The sequence below is a fragment of the Acinetobacter sp. WU_MDCI_Abxb74 genome (assembly GCF_025513915.1).
GTDB classification, from domain to species: Bacteria; Pseudomonadota; Gammaproteobacteria; order Pseudomonadales; family Moraxellaceae; genus Acinetobacter; species Acinetobacter calcoaceticus_C.
The window spans coordinates 381,296-405,245 of sequence record NZ_JAHPRP010000001.1 but is presented as its reverse complement, the minus strand read 5'-3'; the positions used below and the strand labels follow the sequence as shown (position 1 = coordinate 405,245).

General features: G+C 38.0%; 18 protein-coding genes. 7 read left to right on the top strand and 11 right to left on the bottom strand.

Features of this window, described 5'->3' with window-relative positions; all coding sequences use genetic code 11:
• Nucleotides 1–55: 55 nt before the first annotated feature.
• Nucleotides 56–424, top strand: coding sequence for a hypothetical protein (locus tag KTH84_RS01925; RefSeq protein ID WP_003651529.1), 369 nt, complete (start codon nucleotides 56–58; stop codon nucleotides 422–424).
• A gap of 59 nt (nucleotides 425–483) precedes the next feature.
• On the opposite strand, the gene KTH84_RS01920 is transcribed toward KTH84_RS01925, so the two are convergent.
• The 7 genes from KTH84_RS01920 to KTH84_RS01890 form a co-directional block, all read right to left on the bottom strand.
• The gene (locus tag KTH84_RS01920; RefSeq protein ID WP_262472474.1) at nucleotides 484–1,143 is read right to left on the bottom strand and encodes an SOS response-associated peptidase; all 660 of its coding nucleotides are present in this window, start codon (nucleotides 1,141–1,143) and stop codon (nucleotides 484–486) included.
• Nucleotides 1,144–1,250: 107 nt separating this feature from the next.
• Nucleotides 1,251–2,984 (bottom strand): ABC transporter ATP-binding protein, encoded by a 1,734-nt coding sequence (locus KTH84_RS01915; protein ID WP_262471759.1) that lies wholly within the window; start codon nucleotides 2,982–2,984, stop codon nucleotides 1,251–1,253.
• Between the two features lie 13 nt (nucleotides 2,985–2,997).
• A complete protein-coding gene (locus tag KTH84_RS01910; RefSeq protein ID WP_133973825.1) occupies nucleotides 2,998–4,140 on the bottom strand; it encodes an ABC transporter permease in 1,143 nt (380 codons plus the stop codon).
• Between the two features lie 7 nt (nucleotides 4,141–4,147).
• Complete coding sequence (locus KTH84_RS01905; RefSeq protein ID WP_133973827.1) at nucleotides 4,148–5,086, bottom strand: ABC transporter permease; 939 nt, start codon at nucleotides 5,084–5,086, stop codon at nucleotides 4,148–4,150.
• Between the two features lie 12 nt (nucleotides 5,087–5,098).
• Nucleotides 5,099–7,111 (bottom strand): M3 family metallopeptidase, encoded by a 2,013-nt coding sequence (locus KTH84_RS01900; protein ID WP_262471758.1) that lies wholly within the window; start codon nucleotides 7,109–7,111, stop codon nucleotides 5,099–5,101.
• A 20-nt stretch (nucleotides 7,112–7,131) separates the two neighbouring features.
• Nucleotides 7,132–8,955 (bottom strand): ABC transporter substrate-binding protein, encoded by a 1,824-nt coding sequence (locus KTH84_RS01895; protein WP_262472472.1) that lies wholly within the window; start codon nucleotides 8,953–8,955, stop codon nucleotides 7,132–7,134.
• A gap of 15 nt (nucleotides 8,956–8,970) precedes the next feature.
• A complete protein-coding gene (locus KTH84_RS01890; RefSeq protein ID WP_005041044.1) occupies nucleotides 8,971–10,749 on the bottom strand; it encodes an ABC transporter substrate-binding protein in 1,779 nt (592 codons plus the stop codon).
• A 782-nt stretch (nucleotides 10,750–11,531) separates the two neighbouring features.
• Here KTH84_RS01890 and KTH84_RS01885 point away from each other — a divergent pair.
• The 5 genes from KTH84_RS01885 to KTH84_RS01865 all read left to right on the top strand — a co-directional run bounded on the left by KTH84_RS01885 (nucleotide 11,532) and on the right by KTH84_RS01865 (nucleotide 16,852).
• On the top strand, nucleotides 11,532–14,204 hold the full coding sequence (locus KTH84_RS01885) for a TonB-dependent receptor (protein WP_262471757.1): 2,673 nt from the start codon (nucleotides 11,532–11,534) through the stop codon (nucleotides 14,202–14,204).
• Between the two features lie 144 nt (nucleotides 14,205–14,348).
• Nucleotides 14,349–15,062: an energy transducer TonB gene (locus tag KTH84_RS01880; protein WP_262471756.1), complete on the top strand. Its 714-nt coding sequence runs from the start codon at nucleotides 14,349–14,351 to the stop codon at nucleotides 15,060–15,062.
• 40 nt (nucleotides 15,063–15,102) lie between these two features.
• Nucleotides 15,103–15,981 (top strand): MotA/TolQ/ExbB proton channel family protein, encoded by an 879-nt coding sequence (locus KTH84_RS01875; RefSeq protein WP_004642645.1) that lies wholly within the window; start codon nucleotides 15,103–15,105, stop codon nucleotides 15,979–15,981.
• Between the two features lie 15 nt (nucleotides 15,982–15,996).
• Nucleotides 15,997–16,419 carry an ExbD/TolR family protein gene (locus tag KTH84_RS01870; RefSeq protein WP_003651506.1) on the top strand — a complete coding sequence of 141 codons (423 nt, stop codon included), beginning with the start codon at nucleotides 15,997–15,999 and terminating at the stop codon, nucleotides 16,417–16,419.
• A gap of 19 nt (nucleotides 16,420–16,438) precedes the next feature.
• Nucleotides 16,439–16,852, top strand: a complete 414-nt coding sequence (locus KTH84_RS01865; RefSeq protein ID WP_000525670.1) for an ExbD/TolR family protein — start codon at nucleotides 16,439–16,441, stop codon at nucleotides 16,850–16,852.
• Between the two features lie 56 nt (nucleotides 16,853–16,908).
• Here KTH84_RS01865 and KTH84_RS01860 read toward each other — a convergent pair whose 3' ends face one another.
• The 4 genes from KTH84_RS01860 to KTH84_RS01845 form a co-directional block, all read right to left on the bottom strand.
• Entirely contained in the window at nucleotides 16,909–17,370 is a 462-nt protein-coding gene (locus KTH84_RS01860) for a GNAT family N-acetyltransferase (RefSeq protein WP_056479648.1), read from the bottom strand.
• Between the two features lie 98 nt (nucleotides 17,371–17,468).
• Complete coding sequence (locus tag KTH84_RS01855) at nucleotides 17,469–19,634, bottom strand: malate synthase G (protein WP_262471755.1); 2,166 nt, start codon at nucleotides 19,632–19,634, stop codon at nucleotides 17,469–17,471.
• Between the two features lie 366 nt (nucleotides 19,635–20,000).
• Nucleotides 20,001–21,143, bottom strand: a complete 1,143-nt coding sequence (gene zapE / locus KTH84_RS01850; protein ID WP_133973845.1) for a cell division protein ZapE — start codon at nucleotides 21,141–21,143, stop codon at nucleotides 20,001–20,003.
• A 77-nt stretch (nucleotides 21,144–21,220) separates the two neighbouring features.
• Complete coding sequence (locus KTH84_RS01845; protein WP_262471754.1) at nucleotides 21,221–22,243, bottom strand: AraC family transcriptional regulator; 1,023 nt, start codon at nucleotides 22,241–22,243, stop codon at nucleotides 21,221–21,223.
• A 161-nt stretch (nucleotides 22,244–22,404) separates the two neighbouring features.
• Here KTH84_RS01845 and KTH84_RS01840 point away from each other — a divergent pair, with 161 nt between their 5' ends.
• On the top strand, nucleotides 22,405–23,913 hold the full coding sequence (locus tag KTH84_RS01840) for a flavin-containing monooxygenase (RefSeq protein WP_410374397.1): 1,509 nt from the start codon (nucleotides 22,405–22,407) through the stop codon (nucleotides 23,911–23,913).
• Nucleotides 23,914–23,950 lie beyond the last annotated feature (37 nt).

Here is a 23,950-nt window from a genome sequence, read left to right as displayed (position 1 = left end):
TCATGTATTTCTTGTTATGTTCAATCACACAATAACAAGATGGAAGAAAGCGTACATGATGCTATATGGATATCATTTCTCGACAATAGAACACAATTGGGAAGAACTCACTCCCTTAAATGAGTTTCTACAAACATTTGCAGATGATGATGGTGGTGTTTCAACAAGAGATAAAGAGTCTCTCAAAGAAATCATTGCGAAATCAGATACAGCTTTAGCTTTAGCAAGAGAAATGGGTTGGGATGGTAGTTACACAGGATGTCCTTATCTATTCTGGTTACCAAGTAAAAATAGCCAGTCTTTTGAGTATGGCTTTGTATTTAAACAGACATCAGACAATACCACTTTTGTGATTTCACCAATTGAGTTGAGCTACCTAGCTCAAGATTCAGAAGTGCAAACTTTAAGTAAAACTATTGAATAAGCAATATAGGTTATTGATTCAGGTGTAACATCAATAACCTCATTCTGCTTTTATTTACGTTAGTCAAACATGCTTAACTGTGGTGTTGGTTTTATAATTTTTTCTTTTGGCACATGAGAGCATTCAAACGCCTCAACTGGAAAACCTTCGATAAAGCTTGAAATATCGGGTGACTCCAAACTCAACCACTCTTCTAATCGGTCATGTGGAATCACAATCACTGATCTTTTTACATCGCCAGGCTCGTGAAAATCTTTCATCATTGGGTGGTCGATCGCATCCATAGTCAACATACTTGCAGAACGAATAACCGTCTCATTGATTTTGCAAATTTCATAAATGGCTGCAATAAAAAAAGCCTGTCCATCTTTACGGCGTACTCCCCACCGCTCAGGTTTATCATTTATATATTTACTTTCATAAAACTCAGTCACCGGAATCACACCGAACTTACATTTAAGTGCAGCTTCTTGAAAACTCGGTTTTTGGAAAATCGTTTCATGACGGGCATTGTAAGTATGTTTTGCTATGTTTGTATCTTCGGCCCATTTTGGAACCAATCCAAACATGACTTCACGCCACTCAAGACCTTGTGGAGATTTAAATAATAGCGGCATTGTTCCAGCAGGGTAAACCTCATCGGCATAACTAAAGCCGACCACAGGCAACTGAAGTTGCTGCAATTGGGCAAGAGTTAAAGGTTTAAAGTTAGCGCACATAGTAAAAATAAAATACTCCACATTTACTTCTCTTATTTTATAAGCATTTAGTCAATAAACCAAATAAAAAGGCACTCGAACGTGCCTTTAACGACATAACTTTACGCTCACGAAATGTGCTGAATTCCTTGAGGAATCGCCTGTAATAGCCGTTTAGTGTAATCATGTTGAGGATGTGCATAGAGCTCATCCGAATTGGCAATTTCAACAACTTCACCATAATTCATGACCATCACCTGATCAGAAATATATTTCACGACCGATAAATCATGTGAAATAAAGATATAACTGAGTCCAAACTCATCTTGTAAATCTTGTAGTAAGTTAAGTACCTGTGCTTGGACTGAAACATCGAGCGCCGAAACAGATTCATCACAAATCAAAATTTCAGGCTTTAAGGTTAAACATCGTGCAATCGCAATACGTTGACGTTGTCCTCCTGAAAATTCATGAGGATATCGATAATAAGCTTGCTCAGGTAAATTCACTCGTTCAAGCAGTTCAAGCGCAATTTGTTTACGCTCAGCATCATCTTTACCAATGTTATGGATTTGCATAGGTTCTAATAAAATCTGCCCAACCGTAAAGCGTGGATTAAGAGAGGCATATGGGTTTTGAAAGATAATCTGGATTTTCCGTTGATATTTAGCAAACTCTTTTTCAGTTAATGAAAGAATATCTTTTCCTTCAATGAAAGCCTGCCCACCAGATGCTTGATGTAAACGCATGAGTAATAGACCTACCGTCGTTTTACCTGAACCTGATTCGCCGACTAAACCTAAAGTTTTTCCTTTAGCAAGTTTAAAAGAAACTCCTTTTACTGCCTGAAACTCTTCTTTGCCAAATAATCCTTTACGGCTATAAAAGCTTTTTTTCAGATTTTTTACTTCTAAAATAATTTGCTCATCGCCATTTAAGCCACGTTTACGTTGTGGAATTTCGGAAGCATCAAAACTTTGCTCAACCAAGACATTATCTTCTTGGCGCATAAAATCACTGGTCACAGGCAACCGATAAGGACGCTGTGATATTTGGGGGCGACAGTAAAGTAATGCTCGGGTATATACATCTTGAGGTTGATCAAGAACCTGTTCAGCAGCGCCTTGCTCTCTAATCTCCCCCTGACGCATCACAATGACTTTATCTGCAATTTCACCGACCAACGCCAAATCGTGGGTAATAAAAAGCATCGACATTTGACGGCGCTTACGCAATGACTCGAGTAAATCAATGATCTGTTTTTGAATCGTGACATCAAGTGCTGTCGTCGGCTCATCGGCAATTAGTAGCTTAGGTTCACAAGCAATCGCCATTGCAATCATGACACGTTGCTGTTGACCACCAGAAAGTTGATTGGGATAGGCATCAATTTTAATTTCAGGTGAAGGAATACCGACTTCTTTAAGCAACTCCAAAACACGCTGGCGAGCCTGTTTACGGCTCAACCCCATGTGCAAACACAACACTTCAGCAATTTGATTACCAACCGTAAAAACTGGGTTTAATGATGACATCGGTTCTTGAAAAATCATGGCAATATCTTTACCACAGATTTTCCGCATGTCTTTACGAGATAAACTGAGTAAGTCTTTACCTTCAAATATAATTTTACTTTGATCATCAATTTTGCTTTGCCCTACAGGTAATAACCCCATAGCAGCTAATGAAGTTACCGATTTACCACTGCCCGACTCACCGACTAAAGCAACTGTAGTATTTGCTGGAATATCAAAAGAAATTCCTTTTACGGTTTCAATATATTGCTTATCTTCACCTTTAAAACTTACTCGTAAATTTTTAACATGAAGTAACGGCGCATTTTTATTTTCTTGTTCTATCATTTGGACCTTCCTCTTATTTTAGCTTTGGGTCTAACGCATCACGAAGTGCATCAGTAAACATTGAAAATGCGGTCACCAAAATAGCCATTGCGACAGAGGCTGCGACTAGCTGCCACCATTTACCTAAAAGAAGTTCACTTTGTGCTTCATTTAACATGCTGCCCCAAGACACCACACCGACTGGTACACCAAAACCCAAGAAACTCAAAATGACTTCAGATTTAATAAAAGAAACCACCAAAATCGACATTTGAACTAAAGCGATATGGCTGACGTTTGGAAAAATATGAATAAACATACGACGGAAATGTCCAACGCCAATTGCTTTAGCTGCAAGAACGTATTCACGTGCAGTATGCTTCATATATTCGGCACGAATTAACCGATAAACCCCGGTCCAACCCGTTAAACCTAAAATCAGAACAATAGATAAAATACCTTTTTGTTGAAGTACGGCAGCAATCGCAAGCACTAATAATAAATATGGAATTGAGGTAAAAATGTTGTAAAACCAGTTGAGAATATCATCGACCCAACCGCCAAAATATCCTGAAATTGCACCTAAAAGCGTACCGATACCTACTGCAAGTAAAGCAGATATAACCCCAACAAGAATTGAAGTTTCAGCCCCTTTAATTGTTTTCTTTAAAACATCTTGTCCCCACTTATCAGCTCCAAAGACAAGTGTACTTTTCAGTTCTGTTTGCTGGTCTAAAAGATGTCCACCAAGTTGCTGATCAATGGCTTTCATATCATCAGCTAATGGATCAGCTACGCCATAGTAATCAATCGCGTCCCCTGAACTCTTGCTTTGTTTAATCTGCGCATTCAGTTCTTTGATAACATCTTTTAAAGGATCTACCGGATTTATTGGTAACTCCTCGTCAACCGCCGCAGCATTTTGTTCAGCATCTGTTGTCTTATCTGCACCTATAAATGTGGGAGGTGCGTAGCTCACTGCAACCTCTTTATTCCAGTCAGATGCAATCACACCCGTCATTGATAGAACCAAGATAATAAAATAAAGCAATACGATCGCTAACGATGACATTGCGATCTTGTCAGCCCGAAGACGTCGCATGGCAAGTTTCCACAGACCAGATGAATGAGCTTCGGCTTTTGTTTGTTGTTTTCTTTTTGATAAAACGCTCAGCATAGCCCACCTACTTCAACTGTACACGTGGATCAACCACTTTGTAGACTAAATCAGCAATCAGATTAAAAATCATGGTTGCAGCTGCGATGTATACTGTAATTGCCTTAATAACAGGAAAATCACTTCGTTCAACTGCAATAATGACCTCTCGACCAATACCAGGAATACCAAAAAAACGTTCAATTAAAAATGCGCCTATGAGTAACGCCGGTAAAGTAGACATCACATCGGTAATAATCGGAATTGAAGCGTTACGTAGTACATGAACTCCCAAAATTCGGCTTTCACCGACACCTTTAGCACGTGCCGTTCTAACGTAATCTTGATTAATCTCATCAAGCACAAAACTACGATACAAACGTAAGGTCGGTGCAATACTCACAACCAACATGATTAAAACTGGAAGTAAGGCAAATTTAAATAAATTCTCAGTAAAGGTGTCACTCCAGCCTTGTACAGGGAACCAACTGAGCTGATAAGCCAGAACATATTGAAAAACAATAATGTAAACTAAAATGCTGATCGACATAGCAATAGTACATAACATCATTACCATACGGTCTGTTAGAGAACCTCGTACCGCTGCAACAGCTAAGGCCAAAATAATTGAAATAACGGTCTGTAAAATAGTGAGCGGAATTAAGAGCGTGAGCGACGGCCCTAAGCGGGTTAAAATAATTTGGGAAACAGGTTCGCCAGTACTCCAACTTGCACCATAATCAAAAGTTAGTATTTGTTTAATGAAAATCCAAAGCTGAACGTAATACGGCTGATCGACACCTAGCTGTTTACGAATGTTTTCGATCTGCTCAGGATTAGACATCTTGCCTGCTAAAATATATGCAGGATCTCCACCGACCCAGTTAAAAAGAATAAAAATAAGTAAGACTACCCCCAACATGGTTGGAATCATCTGCCATAAACGCCGAATAACATATGCCAGCATAGTGATAATTCCTTATTTAACCCGTTGTCCGGTAATTTCATTAAAGAACGCTTTGTTGTCAGGCTCACGACCAAGAAAATCTTTCACTAACTCAGCTGCTGGCTTTTGACTACCCTGCGATAAAATCGTTTGACGGTAACGTTGGCCTACTTGTGGATTATTGAGGTTATCACCATACGCAGAAAGCATGTCTAAAGCCAAAACTTCAGACCACATATAGCCGTAATAACCTGCTTGATATCCACCCATCAAATGCCCAAACTGACCTGGAAACTCGGTTGTTGGCACATAACCTAAGGCTGTAGCAGCTTCCATTTTTTGCCAATTTTCTAAAGGTTTTACTTTTAAAGCATCAGCAGTATGTAGTGACATATCGTACTGTGCATAGAGTGTCTGACGTGCATAACGCAAACCACGCCCATAGTTATGTACCGCTTTTAAACGTGCAATTAACTCATCATCAACGCGCGGGCATGCTGGATCACAATAATCAGCAACTTTAGATAAGGTTTCTTTACGGCGCGCCCATTCTTCATACATTTGAGAAGGTGCTTCTACAAAATCACGTTCTACGGATGTTCCTGACTGACTGGCATAACGTGTATTTGACAAAATGCCATGTAAGGCATGACCAAACTCATGAACAAAAGTTTCTAACTCATCGCTATTTAAACCTTTGCGGTTAAAGTTGGTAACTAGTGCTGAAACTGGTAAGCGGTTGGTTAAAGTGCTGCCACCATATACTCCCCAAACTGCGGCATGGCCATATTTCCCCTCACGAGGGAATTTATCCATATACAGACCACCCAAAAGCTTTCCTGTCTTTTTATCAACTACATCGTAATATTCAACTTCGTTCTGCCATGCTTTTACTTTGACAGGTTTAAAGTCAATACCGTAAAGGTCAGATGAAATGGCAAACAACCACTTTTGAGCAGCTAAAGTTGGGAAATAATCACGAAGCTTTTCCTGATCAATCTGATATTTACTCTTACGAAGTTTTTCACTCCAGTAAGCTTCACTCCAACGTGTTATCTCGGTTTTATCTAATGGCGTTTTTAAAGTTTGCGCTTTAAATGCTCGGAGTTCTTCGACTTCTTTACGTTCAAGTGGTGCTACTGTTTTTTGTACGTCTGCCAAAAACTGGTTTACAGCATCAGGGGTTTTAGCCATACGATCTTTTAAAACCCAATCCGCATAACTTGCTTTTCCAAACAATTGTGCCAACTCATAACGCAAATCTATTGCCTGCTTGAGTAGTTTTAAATTTTGCTCGGTACCACGTCTTGTAAAAGCAATCTGATACCTTTTTCGGGCATCATCATTATCTGCCAACTCCATAAATGGCCGATATTCTGGATATTCAAAACTAACCAAATAATTTCCTTTCGCATTCTTTTTCAAACCTGAAATATAACTTTCTGGTAAACCCTTCATCTCTTCAGGAGTAAACTCAAGTTTTTCAGGGTTATCACGAACGTTACGGGCATATTCTTGTTCTAATTTAGTCAATTCATCCAGAATAGCTTTCATTCTTGCGCGTTTTGTAGGTTCAAGTTGAACACCTGTATCTTCAAATTGGCTCAAGATATCTTGACGATATTTTTTATCAACTGGGTCAGTTGCTTGTGTGTTTTTAATTAAGTTATATAGTTTGGGATTTTGAAATATATCGGTGTGAAACTGATTAATTTTGATTTCACAATCTTCCGCCGCTTTACGCAATTTTGCATCTGGGTCTACGTTGCTATATAAGCTTATCGGACCTGAAAAATCTTCAAAATGAGCAAAAATTTTATCCCATTTTGCCAAAATAGGTGCCGCTGCTGCGTTGGCATCAACAGGTGTTTTCTCAAAGTCTGTAATCTGTTGCTGAATTTTTTTTAAATTAGAATCACACCATGTTGGAAGCTGTTTTGCTTTAAGTAATGGCAATGTAGCACGAGTTATTTCAGCTGAAGCATATTGGTTTATACCTATAGCTAACATACATAGCGTTGTCATTTTTAGTGTTTTATTCTTCATCATATCTCCAGATTTTTCATTTAATGATTAGATTTAGTATTTGTATCAATATCAATGTACATCCACTCAGCATGTAAAATTGGATGCTTCTTATATCCAATAATTTGTGGCTGGGCCAACATATTTCGGTAGCGGGCATAGGACATCTGCACAGGCATATAGACTTCTAACAAACGCGTCATTTTTCGATAAAGTGCATCCCGTTCAGGGCCAGCTTTCATTTGTTGAGTTTGGCGATACAACTGGTCAAACTCTGGAATCGGACCACAAGACCAGTTCGTCATATGTGTATTTGGACCATAAAAATTCTGCATAAAATTATCACCATCAGGATAATCCGCAATCCATGCAGAAGCACCAAACATACCTTCACATTGTTTTTGTGCACGAATTAGATCTGCAAACAGCATGGGTTTAAACACCATTCGAATATTCAAACTATCAAAGTTTTTTTTCCAAAGTTCAGCACTTTGCTGACCAATACTGTCACTGCGCGCCATATATTCAATGACGAGGGGCTTCCCGTTTGGTTGTGTGCGCCAACCTGATGCATCTTTTTTATAGTGATATCGATCTAATAGTAAATTTGCTGCTTTCACCGAATACGGCGTACTGGTTCTATACTGAGGGTCATATCCCACGACACCGGGTGGTACTGGAAAATGTAGACGCTCGGCATCATCATTTCTTACTAATTTAATTTCTTGATCTAGTGAGCGAGACATTGCAATTGCACGGCGTAATGCAATTTTTTCCTTACCCATTCCTCCAACGACCGGATTTTTAAGGTTCCAATAAATATAGCTAATTTCAGGATCAACAATACGAGATAAATGAACACCTTCTTTGGCAAGCTCAGGTCTTAATTTACCGTCTTTAATCGCCTTCGCGACCAATTGCCCTTCAAGCTGAAATATATCAATTTCACCACGCTGAAATGCCAGCCATCGTGATTGATTTTCTTCCATAACCTGAATATCAATTGTACCAATTTGAGGCATTTTTTTGCCTTTCAGGCGCTTCACAATTGCCTCATCCTCAGGGCTACTGGCTGCAAAGTTCCAAGTGAAACCACGAAAATCTGGATTAGATTTTAAAACAATACGCGAAGCAGGCACCCATTTACTGAGTACATAAGGTCCTGTACCTACAGGATGTCCCATGACAAAACCAGCTTTGTCTTTATACTTTTCGATGACTTCACGCGCCACAGCACCTGTCGGGTCATGTGCCAGTAATAAAGGAAAGTTATAGTCAGGCTGAACTAAACGAATAACTAAAGTGTATCTATCCGGTGTTTGTAAACCACTTACCTTTTGGTCATAGTTAAATTTTCCGGTTTTATTGGCTGCTTTTATTAGTGCATCCATACCTTCAATTTTGTTCTCTAACAACCAGCTGTTGGGAGAACGTAAATTCGGATCCAACAACCGTTTAAAAGAGTACGCATAATCATTGGCCGTTAACTCTCTAGGCTTCCCTTTAAAAACAGGGTCTGGCGTAAAATAAATGCCTTTTTTAATGTGAATGGTATAAGTCAGGCCGTCTGCACTCACTTCGGGCATCATGGTTGCAACTTGTGGGACGAGTTTGGCTGGCCTTGCTAAATAATCATAGGTATATAAAGTTTCAAATATTGAAGTGGTTACATGCGCCGAATATAAATCATGTGAGTACGCTGGATCGAAACCTGTTTCAGCTGTCGGGAATACATAACGTAAAACTTTATTTGGATCGGCTGGGCTTTTCGCAAAAATACTTGTAGATCCAGTTAATGCCATACTGGCGAATAATAGGCTGACACTACAATGCTTGAGCTGTTTTATTAAATTTTCAGTCATAATTATCTTTATCTAAAATTATTTTTTAACAGGAGTAATATCAAGATATTGCCAGTTCGTATTCATTATTGGATGAGGTTTAAATCCCTGAACTTGCGGCTGTATCAACCAGTTACGAAGTCGAGTTACATGAATAATCCACGGATTGTCAGCTTCAATCTGGCGGTTAAGCTTTTCATAATATGGTAGACGTTGTTGGGGTGGCAAATGAGTGACTTGATTATAAAGGGCATCATAAGTTTTAGACTGGTAACAAGCATGGTTTCCTTGCCCCGCGTTTGGACCATAAAGTAATTGTGCAAAATTGTCTCCTTCAGGATAGTCAGCAATCCATGCTCCACTCCAAATCATATATTTACATTGAGTTGCAGCTTTTAAATTATCCGCAAAATTACTCACCTTGAAGTCAGCGCGAATGCCAATGGCATCCAGATTTTTTTTCCAGAGTTCAGAATGAATAACCGATGCTGAGCTATTTTCATTATTAATTTTTAAAACCAAAGGTTTCCCGTTTGGTAAGTTTCGGTAACCATCAGCCCCTTTTTTATAACCATAATGATCAAGTAGTTTATTGGCTAATAGCGGATTGTATCCTACGCTACTTCTGTACTTCGGGTTATATCCATTTACACCTTCAGGTATAAACATTTCTGCTCTAACAGCTTGCCCTTTGTAAGCTTGTCTTATACTTTCTTTTTGATCATATGCCAAAGTAATTGCTCGACGAAGAGCTATCTTGTCTGGGCTAAAACCGCCAATCACCGGATCACGCATGTTCATCATCGTATAGGTAATTTCAGGTTCTTTATTAGGGAAATGCTTAATTCCTTTTTTTTGAAAAGATGCTTTAAGTTGTCCCTTATCTAAAGCTTGAGGAACTGCATTCGCAGTAAGTCTATCAAAATCCAATTGACCAGACTGAAAAGCTAACCATCGTGACTGTTGTTCTTCAATAATACTGACTACAACTTTACCAATTTGCGGCATTTTCTTACCGCTCATTTCTTTAACAAGCTGGTTATCCCAAGGTGTTCCTGTCGACTTAAAGTTCCACACGAACCCCCGATAATCAGGATTAGCAACCAATTCGACCTTACTTCTTGGAACATATTTACTTAACATGTAAGGTCCAGTACCTACTGGATGCATGCCAATACGATCACCGTAATAATCAACAACCTCCTTAGCAACACCACCAAATGCAATATAGGCAAGAATATAAGGAAAATTATAGTCTTGACGTGTCAAAGTGAATTGTAGAGTATATCGATCAAGCGCTTTCACTCCTGCAATGGGTGCGGCGTAATCAAATTTTCCAGTTTTCTTTGCCTTAGCTACAACCACATCGGCACCTAACAATTTCCCATCAATGAATGAAACAGAAGGTGCCCTATTTTCAGGATCTAAAATGCGTTTAATTGTATAGACGTAGTCTTCGGCTACCAGCTCACGGCGTTTACCTTTAAAAGCAGGATCATTGGTAAAATAAATACCTGGCCTAATTTTAAATGTATAAACTTTACCGTCTTGTTCCACCTTAGGCAGGCTTTCAGCCGTATAAGGAACTAACTGTACTGGACGAGCTAAATAATCATATTTGAGTAAAGGCTCGAAAATAGCTTCCACTATACTACCACTATAAAAATTGGTGGTTTTAACCATGTCAAAACCATCATCAGGCGCTTCATAAGCAACATGTAATATTTTGTTTGGTTGTGCAGGCGTTTGGGCGAAAGCACAAGAAACTGATGTAATAGCCAGACTTAAAATGGCGAGCTTAAAAATTTTTAATTTCAAGTTCCTACCTACTTAATTAATATTTTAAAGATATTATCCTTTTGAGTAACATCTAAATCCGCATAAGAAAAGTTCTTTCTCAACGGACTACTTTCTTCTTTGTAAATTACTAACCGTTTTATTCAATCTTTTATTTGATCAAATGGAAAAAGCTAACAATAAAATTAGAAAGCTGTAACTATCTAATATAAAGCGAATTTCATGCCATATTTTATGATCAAGAATAATCCATATAAAAATATTTAAAATTTACATTTTTATTAGGCACTTAAAACTTTTGGGACTATATAAATAAAAGTAAGTTTTTGCCAAATATTATATTTATATAACCTATCCACCATTAACCTATAATGCACAATTAAAAGTCATAAATGTTTCATTCTAGTTCAAAAAAAATAGTTATTTTTCACAAAAAACAACAGATCAATACTTTGATTTATAAATAGAAGTATATGAAATTATCATAATGTTACGTTATATAATTACATTTAACTAGGTTCTAAAAAGATACAGAAATGGATATGTATTACATGAAGATTCAAACAATGATTATTTTTTATACAAATAAATTTGAAACTTTTCGCCAACTCATTATTTTTTTCCAAATAGAAAAATAATTTGTTTGATTCCACCCTCTGAATTACAGCCGCAACCATAATAAAATCAATATTTATCAATATTTTGCATAAACTAAAAAAAGAAAAATATATAGTTGGCACTTGCTTTGCTTAAACACTTTTCAGCAATATCGCTAACTACAACAAAAAGGGATCAAATCCACGATGAAAAAAAAATACAATGTTCGATCTCAGGTAACCCCCAAGATCGGCAAAACAATTCTTAAATTAAGCACCCTTAGTTTAAGCATGATGTGTCTTACCCTGGCACAAGCAGCAGAAACTGAACCATCAAGTAATGATGATAAACCAACAAAAGTCGTCAAAGTTGCCGTTACAGGTTCTTCAATCAAAGGTGTTGCAGCGCAAAGTGCTTCACCCATTACTATCGTGAAAGTTGATGAAATTTTAAAACAAGGGGTAACAACAACAGAGGAAGCATTATCTAAAATCACCGCAAACCAAGCGGGATTTGTTACAGCACAAAATGTAGGAGCTAGCGGTACAGCTGGTTCAACAGCAAACCTACGTGGTATTGGCGCCAACAAAACCCTGATTTTACTCAATGGACGACGCCTAGCAGCCAATGCTTACGACAGTGGTGTGACTAACCTCAATATCATTCCACTTGCAATGTTAGAGCGCATTGAAGTGTTACGTGATGGAGCCTCTGCCATTTACGGGACAGATGCTATTGGTGGCGTTATTAATTTCATTACAAAAAAACAATTCACTGGTTTAAATATCAGCGCCGGGTTGACCCAGCCAGAACAAACTGGTGGAGATACGCAAGACATTAGCGTTTTTGGCGGTTTTGGTGATCTAGATGAAAATGGTTTCAACGTTTTTGGTGTTGTAGACTATCGTCATGGTAATGACATCATGGCCCAAGATCGTAAGGTTAGTAAGCGCGGTGGCTTACTTCCTGAACTAGGTGTTACAAGAGGTAGTAGTGGTGCATTTCCTGCAAATATTTCAAAAAATTTAGGGAATCCTTATGCTGCAACAGGTTGTGGAGATAATCCTCTTGTTTACGTTGATGGAAATACCTGCCGCTTCAATAGCCAAGCGGTAATCGGTATTGTTCCAAAAACAGAAGACATCTCAGCAATGGGACGTGCAACCTTTAAACTCAATGATAATTTTAGTGCTATAGCTGAATATGTATATGCGCGTAATGAAGTCACTACTTCGGTTGCACCAGATGTATTCTTCGACTTACCACTTGAAGGAAATAGTAAATACTATCCAGGTAACGGCATTACTCCTGCATTAACAGGCGTCAATGGACAAGACATTACCCTATCTCTACGCTCGCAAGCTGGTAATCGTGTAAATACAAGTGTCAATGAATCCCATCGTATCTTTGGCGGTATAGAAGGTGACGCTTATGGTTGGGATATCAATACAGGCATTACCTATGCAAAAAGTAAAGCCTCAGATGCGTTAGACAGCGGCTACTTAAACTACGGTAAGACTTCTGAAGCACTACTTGCAGGGAAACTTAACCCTTTTGGTCCACAACAACCTGAAGATGCTGGTTTATGGGGTACTTTAGGCGTAACTGGTAAATATATGGATGCCGATGTTGATTCAACCACAGTTGATTTCACAGCAAGCAGACCAATTTATACATTACCAGCAGGCGATGTAGGTTTCGCAGTCGGTGCTAGTTACCGTCGTGATGACTGGACATCGAAAGTAAATTCAGAAATCGCAAGTCTCGCACCGAGTACTGGTGTAGATCCAGATGAACCTGTCAACACAGGTAAACGTGAAATCAAAGCTGCTTTTACCGAGCTACACATTCCACTCCATAGAACATTAGAAGCTCAACTTGCCGCACGTTATGATGATTACAGTGACTTTGGCGATACTTTTAACCCTAAATTTGCACTACGTTGGGAACCAATCAAACAATTAATGTTCCGTACTTCTTATAGTACAGGTTTCCGTGCCCCTACTCTTTGGGAAATGAATGCACCAAACTCTATAACTAATACATCTGCCAGCTACGATGATCCAATTCTCTGCCCAGGTGGAAAAGTAAACGAAGCCGCTGGCGGTGATAAAAGCCGCGATTGTAATATGCAATTTGACCGTAAAAATGGTGGTAACAAAGACTTAGATGCAGAGGAATCAAAATCATTCACAGCCGGCTTTGTGTTAGAACCAATCAAAAACCTAGTCTTAACTTTAGACTATTACAATATCGAAGTTGAAAAACAAATTTCAGCTCTTCCAGAAAGCGATATTTTTAACAATCCAACCAAATATGCAGATAAATTTGTACGTAATTCTGATGGTTCACTCGCATATATCATCACTACTCAACAAAATATGGGAGATTTAAAAACCTCTGGCATTGATGTCAGCTTAAACTATGCTACACCAATGACAGCAACAGGCCGTTATAGCTTTGGTATTGATGGTACTTATGTCATCAAATATGACTATCAAAATGAAAAAGATGGTGAATGGATTCACAATGTAGGCAGCTACGAAGGTACTGGTCCAATCATTCGATGGAAACATGTTGCCAACCTAAACTGGAATTACCAAGACTGGGCACTCAACTTCCAACAACAGTTCACTCGTGGTTATGACGATCAAAACGCCAATGACCAAAACCATAAAGTCAGCGACTACACACTCTACAATGTTTCAGGCACATATAAAGGCTTTAAAAATTTAGAGTTAACGGCTGGTATCAAAAATATCTTCGATGAAGAACCCGCTGCAACCAATGTTGAGGACAACTTTCAAATGGGTTATGACCCTCGTTACAGCGACCCTACAGGCCGTACGTACTTCCTACGTGGTACTTACAAGTTCTAAATGGGTGTTTTTGCAAATATGGCTCCATAACGTTGATGGACCATGTTTGCAAAATGAAATTCTCACTTAGCCAAACAAGAAATGCATAAGTCTTTATCCAAGCATTTCAATATAAATTGTTTGTCTACAGTTTCAGGAGTAACTATGGGCATGACTTTTACAGACATAGAAAATAAATCTGCCAAACGCCTAATTGGTATTGCCGCAGTACTTTTTCTGCATCTTCTTGTTGCCTATATTCTGATGTCAGGTTTAGCAAACAATATTCAAAAACCAGCAGAAAAACCTGTGGAATTACAAATTATTCAGGATATTAAGCCACCGCCTCCTCCAAAACTAGAGGAGCCCAAGCCTAAGGAAAAACCGCCTGAGCCACCTAAAATGGTAGAAAAGGTAGCCAAATTACCTGAGCCGCCTAAACAAGTAGAGAAAGTAGCAACACCGGTACAAAAAACGACACCGGTAGCTCAACCAACTAAAGTGGCTACTCCAGCTCCTGCTGCACCTAGTACCCCATCACCAAGCCCTGTTGCCGCACCTGCTCCAGTGGCTGCTGCGCCGGCACCCAAACCAGCTGGTGTAAGTCGTGGTGTTTCAGAGGGTTCTGCTGGCTGTGAAAAACCAGAATATCCACGTGAAGCACTTATGAATGAAGAACAAGGGACAGTGCGTATACGTGTTCTGGTTGATACATCCGGCAAAGTTATTGATGCCAAAGTAAAAAAATCGAGTGGCAGCAAAATTTTAGATAAGGCGGCAACTAAAGCTTACAGCTTATGTACGTTCAAACCAGCAATGAAAGATGGCGTGCCTCAGCAAGACTGGTATGAAATTGAATATCCATTCGTAATTGAATAAACAACTGAATTAGCAAGAAATTAAAAATATTGGAGATAATATGATGAAAAAACCAACTCAACACCTAGTACGCTTCGCTTCTGCAAGTTTAATCGCAGCATGCTCTTTACTTCCATTAAGCTCGGTTTTTGCAGAAGAAACGAATACTCCTGTTGCAACAGCAACTACTGAAGCCACTTCAAATGCAAATACTCCAACTCCACCACCAAAGCCAGCAACTAGCGAAACTGTTAAAAATCCCTATGGCCTAGAAGCGCTTTGGCGTGAGGGAGATTTAGTTGCTAAATCTACTTTATTTATATTAGTACTCATGTCGATTGGTACGTGGTACATCATTATTTCTAAATTCTTACAGCAAGCTAAAGTAAAGCGCCAAGGTAAAGAAGCAGAGAAAAGTTTTTGGGAAGCAACTTCACTAGATAATGCAGCCGACAATCTAGAGCAAAGTAGTGCATATCGCTTTATTGCAGAAAAAGGCATTAATTCAACTAAATCACACGGCGGCTCTTTACTTGAACGTATTGACTTTAATACATGGGTAAGCATTTCAATTCAACGCGCAATTGAAAAAATACAAAATCACTTAGGTGGTGGTTTAGCTTTCTTGGCAACAGTTGGATCAACGGCACCATTTGTTGGTCTTTTTGGTACGGTTTGGGGAATTTATCACGCATTAACAGCTATCGGCATTTCAGGTCAGGCATCTATTGATAAAGTTGCTGGTCCTGTCGGTGAAGCTTTAATTATGACAGCTATTGGCCTCGCAGTCGCAGTACCTGCTGTACTTGGTTACAACTGGCTAACTCGCCGTAATAAAGCAGTTATGGAAAATGTCCGTTCGTTTGGTTCAGATTTGCATGCGGTTTTATTAAGCGGAGAAATTAATACCAATAACTCCATTAACCGCAGCATTAAATAATCAGGAGTAAACATTATGGGTATGAGTGTTGGCTCTGAAGATGATGATGAAATGATTGGCACAATTAACACGACGCCTCTCGTGGATGTCATGTTGGTTTTACTTATTATTTTTCTCATTACAATACCGGTAGTTACACATACGGTTCCTGTGAAACTACCAGAAGAAAAAAATACTCCGTACGCAACCACGCCTGAAAATATTCAACTGTCTGTGAACAAGCAAGGAGATATTTTTTGGAATGAAAGCTATGTGCCTAATAAAGAAATATTGTTATCAAAACTCCAAGCAGTTGCACAAAAAAGACCTCAGCCAGAGGTACATATTCGTGGGGATCAGCTTACCCATTTTGAGGCAATAGATCAGGTGATTAGCACGACCAAACAAGCCGGTATTGGCAAAATTGCCTTTGTTACTAGCCCTCCAGCCTCCCCGTAATTAACTTAAGGAGAATTTTATGGGTATGAATGTCGGCTCAAATAATGATGATGACGTGATGTTAGAAGTCAACATGACACCTCTTATTGATGTCATGCTGGTACTCATTATTATGTTTATTATTACCATACCTGCGCCAAACAACGCGATTAATATTAATTTGCCAAATGGTACACCGCCACCAACAAATGAAAAGCCACCTGAAGTCATTGATGTTCGTATTGATGCTGCTGGCAAAGTATTTTGGAATAACCAACAGGTTTCTGACCGCAAGGCACTAGAAACTTTATTTCAAGGTGTTGTTGCCAAAAAAGATCAAGACCAGATCAAACTTAAACCTGACCAAATGGCTGAATATAAAAACGTAGCAATGGTTATGGCTACAGCACAGCGTTTAGGTGTCACTAAAATTGGAATTGTGAGCAGTAACTAATATTGCTTTTAAATCTATTTAATTCTATTAACTCCTACGCTAACTTGAATCTTCAGTTAGCGTTTTTTTTGAAGGGAAATATTCAACTCTAAAATAATATCTCCACACTCATCATGTTCTCCAGTTTCTATAAAACCTATTTTTTTATAAAGTTTATTAGCAACGTGATTAGATGATTTATACATCGTTCGAATGCGTTTAGCTCCTTTTGTGAATATTTCATCAATCGCCATTTGCAAAGCTGCGGTACCATAACCTTTGGCTTGATTATTTGCATCAATCATAAAGCGAAACAACCAAAACAATGTCTCATCAGGTGGATCAATTTCGACACAATACATTAAGAAACCAACGACTTCATCATCAAAACAGATCACTCGTGGACAGTAATGTTCTTCCACTTTAGACTCAGCAATAGAATATACATTTGGTGCAACATAGTCTTTTTGAGATTCATCCAATGATAATCTTGCACATTGAATCCAATTCTTTCGATTGAGATTTTTTAAATTAATCAAACTTAAAACCTTTTAGCTATAAATCTACTTCTATAAGCACAAAATATACCGAAAATAAAAAAAGCCTCCGAAGAGGCTTTTTTTATGACAGGTTAAAATTAGTCACCTGTATAACCTTTTAACTTTAAACGAGCAGCGTGTAGTAACGGCTCAGTATAACCTGAAGGCTGTTCACAACCTTTAAAGATGAGGTCAGAAGCTGCTTGGAAAGCAATATTGGTTTCAAAGTTAGCTGCCATTGGTTTGTACAATGGGTCATTCGCGTTTTGCTCATCAACAATTTTTGCCATGCGTTTAAGCACTTCTTCAACTTGTTCACGAGTCACAATACCGTGACGTAACCAGTTCGCAACGTGTTGAGAAGAAATACGTAATGTTGCACGGTCTTCCATCAAGCCCACGTTGTTAATATCAGGAACTTTCGAACAACCCACACCTAAGTCAACCCAACGAACTACATAACCCAAAATACCTTGGCAGTTATTTTCAAGTTCGTTGTTGATCTCTTCTGCTGACCAATTTGTTTCTGGTGCAAACGGCGGAGTCAACAAGTCGTCTAATGACAACATTTCTTCAGCTTTTAACTGATCTTGACGCGCTTTTACATTAACTTGATGATAATGCATTGCATGAAGTACCGCACCTGCCGGAGATGGAACCCAAGCACATGATGCACCCGCATTTGGATGTGCAGCTTTAGTTGCTAACATATCTTTCATGCTATCTGGTTTTGGCCACATGCCTTTACCAATTTGTGCTTTACCTTGTAAACCAGACTTCAAACCAATTGCAACGTTACGGTTTTCGTAAGCAGCAATCCATTTTTGTGTTTTTACAGCTTCTTTACGAACAACTGGTGCAGCTTCCATTGACGTATGAATTTCATCGCCAGTACGGTCCATGAAACCAGTATTAATAAAGATAGTACGGTCTTTTGCAGCAGCGATACAGTTTTTCAAGTTTACAGATGTACGACGTTCTTCATCCATAATACCGATTTTTAATGACTTCGCTGGTAATCCTAACGCTTGCTCAGCACGTTCAAATAACTCTACAGCAAACGCAACTTCTTCTGGACCATGCATTTTTGGTTTAACAATATACATAGAACCTTTACGCGAGTTCTTGTTTTCGTTTTCACTACGAATGTCCGCAACTGACAACAATGGTGTTACCAATGCATCCATAATTCCTTCGAAAATTTCTTCACCATCTACCAAAATAGCTGGGTTAGTCATTAAATGACCTACGTTACGGAGTAACATAAGTGAACGACCATGAAGTTTTGTTGTGCCACCAATTAAATTTTTAATTTCGCGGTCTTTATTTAAATCACGAACAATCGTTTTACCATTTTTCTCGATAGATTCTTGAAGTGTACCCTTCATTAAACCTAACCAGTTACGGTAACCTTCAACTTTTTCTTCAGCGTCTACTGCTGCAACAGAATCTTCTAAATCCTGAATTGTTGTTACGGCTGCTTCGAAAGTTAAGTCTTTAACACCCGCTAAATCAGTTTGACCAATTGGGCTAGATGCATCAATTTCGATAATGACATGAAGGCCATTACTTAGAAGTACAACTTCTGTAGGATTCGCATCTTCACCGTTAAAGCCAACAAACTGAGCTTCATGAGCTAAACTTGTTTTTGAACCATCTTTCAAAGTTACAACAAGTTTATTTTGCTCAATCGCATATTTTGTCGCATCGGCGTGTGAACCTTCTGCAAGTGGAAAAACTTCATTTAAGAAATTTTTAGCAAACTCGATAACTTTTGCACCACGTACAGGATTATATCCTTTACCTTTTTCAGCTCCGCCTTCTTCAGAAATTACATCGAAGCCGTAAAGTGCATCATATAAAGAGCCCCAACGAGCATTTGCTGCATTTAAGCAATAACGTGCATTACGCACAGGCACAACTAACTGCGGCCCTGCCAATAATGCAATTTCTTCATCAACATTTTCAGTTGTAATTTGAAAATCTTCAACTTCTGGCAATAAATAACCAATTTCAGTTAAGAACGCTTTATAAGCACCTAATTCAAATTTATTATTGCGGTGCCATTCATCAATTTTTGCTTGTAATTCATCACGCTTAGCCAGTAGTGCTTTATTTTTTGGGCTAAGATCGACAACAACTTGCTCAAAGTTCTTCCAGTAAGTTTCACTATCTAAACCAGTACCTGGTAAAGCTTCATTTTCGATAAAATCGTAAAGTTCTTTAGCAATCGCTAACTTGCCTTTTTGAATACGTGCAGTCATTGTCTTTCCTGAAGTTGCTACTTTTTATACCAAGAGAATCCTAGTATACCGATTTAAATTAAGCTGAATACTAATATCACATTCCTAAATAGTAAGCATTTTCCCTTGTAAAACTATTGACAAAGATAAATTTTTCTATATAGGAAATATTAAAATTCTAACTAGGATTCCCAACAATTTATTCAATATTTAAAGATACTGAAACTAGACTTTTTGTTAACAGACAAAAAATTCCACTATCTTATTTTTCTAAAGCGTATTTAGTTATATCAAACTTTGCAGCGTGAAAAAGCATTATTTAACGAAATTTATCTATTTTTGTTGTAAAAAAAGCGCCCTATATAGAGCGCTTTTCATATCTATTTTTTATGCGTTTTTAGCTTCATCAATATGGCGATGCTCTGAATGCAAATATTCATCTGATTGCATTTCTAACAAACGTGAGCGAGTACGCTCAATTTCAAATGCTAACTTTTCGCCTTGATAAATATCAATAATACTATCTTGAGAAGTTAAAAGTAATTTTACGCCACGGTCATAAAACTCATCGACTAGATAAATAAAACGACGTGTACCTTCAGACAAGAAATCTGTTAAATGAGGAACATTACTCACCAGAACCGTATTATAGATATTTGCAATTTCAATAAAATCTGCTGGGCTACGCGGTTTAAAACAAAGTTCAGAAAACTCACACCACAACACATCTTCTGTATGTCCTAGCGTCTCAACAATACGATTATTGATTACAATAGGCTCTTGAGAATGAGCTTGTGTATGAGTTAATGCACTAAAACGTTCTGACATCCAGTTTTGGACTTCATTACTTAATGGTGATTTAAATAATTGAGCTTGCTTTAATACACGTAAACGATAATCTACGCCTGCATCTACATTTAAAACAGCGCAATTCTTTTTAACCATTTCAATTGTTGGTAAAAAGCGATCACGGTGAATACCGTTTTTATATAAACCGTCTGGTGCAATATTTGATGTTGCAATTAATGTCACACCACGAACAAATAATTTTTGAAATAAATCACTTAAAATCATTGCATCCGTTACATTTGACACAAAGAACTCATCAAAACAAATAACGACTGCATCTTTATAAATTTGGTCAGCTACGATTTCAAGTGGATTACGTTGGCCTGAAAGCTTATTTAACTCTTTATGAACATGTTGCATGAAATGATGAAAATGCATACGTGTTTTACGGCGAAATGGCACTGACTCATAAAATTGATCCATCAGCCAAGTTTTTCCACGACCTACTCCACCCCACATATAGACACCTTTAGGTGAAGTTTGGCGGCGAAAACGACGGAAAGCTTTTTTAGAGGCTTTATAACGGTTTAAAAGTTCTTTCCATACGCGATCTAATTCTTGCACTGCCTGTGCTTGCGCATCATCTGCCATAAACTGGCCTGAAGCTAAAGCCTCAGCATAGCGTTCTGCTGGGGAAGAAGGTGAGAATGCGGTACTATGAGAAGATTTTAAATTTAACATATCGTTTTATTTCAATTTTAACTGATAGGAGTATAGCGAACATTTTGTTCAACCACATTAGCTTTTAGCATCAAGAATTACGACGATGACTCTTTGCCATATTGTCGAGGACTTTGTCCAAACCATCGTTTAAATGCATGATTAAATGCTGCTGGTTCAGAATAACCGAGCAATTCAGCAATAACTTCTATTGAGTATTCCCTATATTCCATAAGCTTTAATGCCTTATTCTTGATAATTTGTTCACGAATTTGCTTATAACTCGTATTTAACTGTTGCAATTGATGCCTTAATGTCCTTTCAGGCATTTTCAATGCAAAAGCAGTTTCCGCCATGCTCGGGATAATTCCTTGCTGCAATTCAAGATAATCTTGCACACATTGTATGATATGTGGAGTTTGGTGATCTTGTTGATTTAATCTTGTTATTTCTGTAATACATTTTGATTCATAAATACGATGTGTAATGATATCCGCTGAAGGGATTTTGATTTCAAGCACGTCCTTGCTTAGGCTAAATGCTGCATATTTACCATTAAAGTGCACATCATCGCCATAATATGCAAAATAGCGAGATAAAGTATCTGAGTCAGTTGGTTTTTCAAATGGGAGTTCTATACGCATAGCGGGCATTTGTAATCCCATCATCGTATAAATATCTTGAATAAATTTATAAGTACCTGAAACTTCACATTGCGCCCGTAACTGTCCCACTTGAGTTTTCAAATCAACAGGCAAATAACTTAAAATTGTACGCTCATCAGTCTCATATAGACCTAAAGCACTAAATAAATGAGTAAGTCTTTGATATTTTATTCCTTTATTTAATGCAGTTTGAACATCATTACTTGTTACAAGCAACATAAGCAATGGTCCGTAACCCGCTAAAGCATAGTGCTGCCCAATAAATAGGCCCTTTTCAGGCTCTACATTTTCACTAATAATTTGTTGAATATCCCATTCTAAGCGATCATGAATTGTGGAACTCGGATCTAAAGCATCAACCTTAATTCCTATACCAGCCAAACGTGAGTCGACATCAATGCCTGCATTGCGCATTCCTTGAATTAAATACATTAAACCAAGTATCGACCGTTTCATTCTTCTATTAATTTCCCTAGACTCAAATGTTTTACTATAAAGATGAAAGAAAATTAATTGCCGAATCTATCAATTTTCACGTCGTTACAATCATGTTTAAACTGATCAAAAAACGTTAGTCTTGCATGCAATCCTCTTTTTCAGCTTATGCAGGGTTTCCAATGCTAAACGCAAAGCAAGATACTATTCAAAAAACTAAAATCGCTATTATTGGTGCTGGATTTGGTGGCCTAGCAATGGCAATCCGTTTACTGCAAAATCAACAGCAAGACTTTATTATTTTAGAAAAATCAAATGATGTTGGTGGAACTTGGAGAGAAAATCGCTATCCCGGTGCGGCATGTGATGTTCAATCTCATATGTACTCCCTCTCTTTTGCACCCAAAACTGACTGGTCAAAACGTTACGCTGAAGCACCAGAGATTTTCCAATATATTCAAGATATTACAAAAAAATATAAGATTAAAGATTACTGTAAGTTTAACCATGATGTAACTCATGTCCAATATGATGAAGCACGTCACGTGTGGACTCTAGATTTTAAAAATCAACCTTCGATCGAAGCTCAATTTGTTGTTTTTGCTTCTGGTCCTTTACACATTCCGCAAATTCCCCATATTCAAGGCATCGAAAAATTTAAAGGTAAAGTTTTCCATTCATCACAATGGGAACATGACTATAACTTAAATGGTAAATCAGTCGCATCGATTGGTACAGGTGGTAGTGCAATCCAATATATTCCAGAAATAGCTGGAGATGTTAAGCAGCTCTATGTATTTCAAAGAACGGCAGCGTGGGTAATACCACGAGATGAACGCAAATACTCAGGTTTGAGTAAAGCATTATTCAAATCTTCTAATATTTATCGCCAAATTCATCGTAGTCGTCTTTATTGGAGTAATGAGTCACGCGTTGTACCGATTGTTCAACCTCAAATTATGAAATATGGCCAAAAGTTGGCAGAAGCTTTCATCCGCTTCCAAGTGAAAGACAAAGAAGTGGCCAAAAAACTCACCCCGGACTTTGTGATGGGATGTAAACGTATTCTTATTTCAAATAAATACTTCCCTACATTTAACCGTAAAAATGTCGAACTAATAACGCATAGCATTCAAGAAATTAAAGAAAACAGTATTATTACTAAAGATGGTAAAGAACGGACTATTGACTGTTTAATTTACGGCACAGGTTTTATTACTGATCCACGTATTTACTTAAAACATTTCACTTGTATTGGACGCAATCAAATCGAATTAAAACAAGCATGGAAGGATGGCGCAGAAAGTTATTATGGCATTATGACTAAGAACTTTCCCAACCTATTTCAATTAGTCGGCCCTAATACAGTATTAGGTCATAATTCGGTTATTTTTATGATTGAATCTCAAGTAAATTACATTTTACAACTGATTCAACTTGTAGAAAAGTCTGGTCAAAAAGCAATTGAGATCAAACCAGAAGTTCAAGATGCTTTTAACGAGCGGGTTCAAACTCAGCTTCAGGGGACTGTATGGCAAGCTGGAGGTTGTAGTAGTTGGTATCAATCTGCCGATGGGAAAAACTTTTCGCTCTGGCCAACCTATACATGGAAGTACTGGTTAGAAACACGCAAAGTTAATCCTAAAGATTACCTACTCTTAAATAAAAGCTCACAGAGCTATGCAGCTTAAAATGTTCGAGACATAATAGGTGGGTTAAAAACAATCC